This is a genomic window from Pseudomonas sp. 2(2015), from assembly GCF_000955865.1.
In the GTDB taxonomy this organism is placed as follows: Bacteria; Pseudomonadota; Gammaproteobacteria; order Pseudomonadales; family Pseudomonadaceae; genus Aquipseudomonas.
Genome location: NZ_JYOF01000038.1, coordinates 1 through 2,774, shown reverse-complemented (window position 1 = coordinate 2,774; position 2,774 = coordinate 1). Strand labels below are relative to the sequence as shown.

Annotated in this window: 3 protein-coding genes and 1 pseudogene; all 4 read right to left on the bottom strand. The window is 65.4% G+C overall.

The genetic code is table 11. From position 1 onward, the window contains the following. Window positions 1-24: 24 nt before the first annotated feature. Window positions 25-488 (bottom strand): annotated as a pseudogene (locus UB48_RS26760) (thioesterase family protein). 13 nt (window positions 489-501) lie between these two features. Next, complete coding sequence (locus UB48_RS26755; protein WP_045202374.1) at window positions 502-1,467, bottom strand: L-carnitine dehydrogenase; 966 nt, start codon at window positions 1,465-1,467, stop codon at window positions 502-504. 15 nt (window positions 1,468-1,482) lie between these two features. Continuing rightward, a complete protein-coding gene (locus tag UB48_RS26750) occupies window positions 1,483-2,352 on the bottom strand; it encodes a 3-keto-5-aminohexanoate cleavage protein (RefSeq protein WP_045202373.1) in 870 nt (289 codons plus the stop codon). A 10-nt stretch (window positions 2,353-2,362) separates the two neighbouring features. Continuing rightward, a partial coding sequence (locus UB48_RS26745) for a glycine betaine ABC transporter substrate-binding protein (protein ID WP_045202372.1) occupies window positions 2,363-2,774 on the bottom strand: 412 nt, incomplete at its 5' end.

Here is a 2,774-nt window from a genome sequence, read left to right as displayed (position 1 = left end):
GCTGGCTTGCCAGCGATAGGGCGGTTACTTTGGCAACCCGATCACCCGGCCAACAAACTCGGCCGCCGGCAGATCAACCTGCTCATTCACGACCCCCTGCAAGCGCTCAAGCACCGCCGGTGCAAACGGTGCTGACCTCGGTCCGGCAAGGTCGACATGCAACAGCATCTGTTCACTGGCCGCCAGCGCTTCATCAAACCCCTCGCGATGCAGGCTGTGGTACAGGTGCAGGCGCTTGTGGTCAAAACCGATAACCTGGCTCTGCACCCACACCCGGGTGCCGAGCTTTACCTCATGCAAGTNNGGCACTCCAGGGTGAACAGCGAGTGGCCGCTGGCGCTGCGGTTGTCGCTGTCCAGGCCGATGCAGTCCATAAACGCATCGGTGGCATAGCTGAAGATCAGCAGGTAGAAGGCATCGCGCAGATGCCCGTTGTAGTCGACCCAGTCTGCCGGGACCTGGGTCTGGTAGGTGATCAATGCGGGCATCGCTGCACTCCGGTCAGTCGCTGAAGGCCATGCCGTGCTTGGCCTTGGTGGTTTTTACTGCAGCCAGCACGGCCAGCAGGCAATCATCACGATAGCGCTCCAGCGCGCTGATGCTGCGCTCGCCCAGTTGTTCGCCGGTGCCTTCGACCACGGCGTCGATCAGGCCGTCGGTCAGTTCAGGCGCGGGCAGGTAGGTCCAGGGCAGTTGCAACGCCGGGCCGAACTGGGCCATGAAGTGGCGCATGCCGGCGTCGCCTCCGGCCAGGGTATAGGTGAGGAAGGTGCCCATGAACGACCAGCGCAAACCGGCGCCGAAGCGGATTGCGTCGTCGATCTCACCGGTGGTCGCCACGCCATCGTTGACCAGGTGCAGAGCCTCGCGCCACAGCGCTTCGAGCAGGCGGTCGGCGATAAAGCCGGGCACTTCCTTGCGCACATGCAGCGGGCGCATGCCGAGGCCGGTGTAGACGGTTTTTGCCGCTTCGATGGCCTCGGGCACGGTTTTGTTGCTGCCGACGATTTCTACCAGCGGCAGCAGGTACACCGGGTTGAACGGATGGCCGACCACGCAGCGCTCGGGGTGGGTCGAAGACTCGTAGAACTCGCTGGGCAATAGCCCTGAAGTACTGGAGCCGATCAGCGCATTGGGCTTGGCTGCGGCGCTGATCTTGCTGTGCAGGTCGAGCTTGAGGTCGAGGCGCTCGGGGGCGCTTTCCTGGATGAAATCGGCATCGCGCACGCATTCCTCGATGGTCGCCACAAAGCGCAGGCGCTGCTGCGAGGCGCCGGGCGTCAGGCCCTGTTGCTCCAGGGCCGGCCAGGCATTGGCGATACGCTTGCGCAAGGCCGCCTCTGCTCCCGGCGCCGGGTCCCAGGCGACTACATCCAGGCCGTGGGCCAGGGCGCGGGCCACCCAGCCGCTGCCGATTACGCCGCTGCCCAGGGCTGCAAAAGTCTTGATCTCGGTGATAAAGCTCATCGGTTTCTCCAGCAGTCAGCGACGGGTCAGGTTCATTTTGGCGCGGCCTTCGGCAGGGCTCAGTACCCGTGCGCCAAGGCGGCTGAGAATCTCGCTGGCGCGTTCCACCAGTTGGCCGTTGCTGGCCAGCACGCCCTTGTCCAGGTACAGGTTGTCTTCCAGGCCGACCCGCACGTTGCCGCCAAGCAGCACTGCTTGCGCGGCCATCGGCATCTGCATGCGGCCAATGCCGAAGCCGGCCCAGGTCACGCCTGGCGGCAGGTTGTCGACCATGGCTTTCATGGTGGCGGTGTCGGCCGGCGCGCCCCAGGGGATGCCCAGGCACAGCTGGAACAGCGGGTCGTCGAGCAGGCCTTCCTTGATCATCTGCTTGGCGAACCACAGGTGGCCGGTGTCGAAGATTTCCAGCTCCGCTTTGACGCCCAGTTCAGTGATGCGCCTGGCCCCAGCGCGCAGTTGCGCCGGGGTCGAGACGTAGATGCTGTTGCCGTCGCCAAAGTTGAGGGTGCCGCAGTCCAGGGTGCAGATTTCCGGCAGCAGCGCCTCGACGTGGGCCAGGCGCTCCAGCGGGCCGATCAGATCGGTGCCGGCGCCGAACTCCAGCGGAGTTTCGCCCGGGCCGATCTCCAGGTCGCCTCCCATGCCGGCGGTGAGGTTGACGATGATGTCGACGTCGGATTCGCGGATGCGCTCCATCACCTCGCGGTACAAGTTGACGTCACGGCTAAAGCGGCCGGTTTGCGGGTCGCGAACGTGGCAGTGGACCACCGTGGCACCGGCTTTGGCGGCTTCTACGGCGGCTGCGGCGATCTGTTTCGGGGTGACCGGGACCAGGTGGCTTTTGCTGGCGGTGTCGCCGGCGCCGGTCAGGGCGCAGGTGATGATGACGGGTCTGTCAGTTAGCGGTCAGTTGCAGGTTTTCGGCGGCCGGTTTGCCGTCAAACGTGGTCACCCCTTCAAGCCAGCGCTTCTGGTCTTGCGGGTGATCCTTGAGCCACTGGCGGGCGGACTCCAGCGCATCCTTGTGCTCGAGCAGCGGCTGCATCATGCGGCTCTCGTCTTCGGCGGTGAATTTCAGGTTGCTCAGCAGGCGATGGGCGTTCGGGCAGCGCTGGGCGTAGTCGGGGGCGGTAACGGTCCACACCGTGGCGCGGCCTTCGTCCGGGCCCAGGGCGTCTTCGCTGCCGCTGAGGTAGGCCATGTCGATGTTGACGTTCATCGGGTGCGGCGCCCAGCCGAAGAACACCACCGCCTCCTTGCGCCGTACCGCGCGGTCGACGGCGGCGAGCATGCCGGCCTCGCTGGAC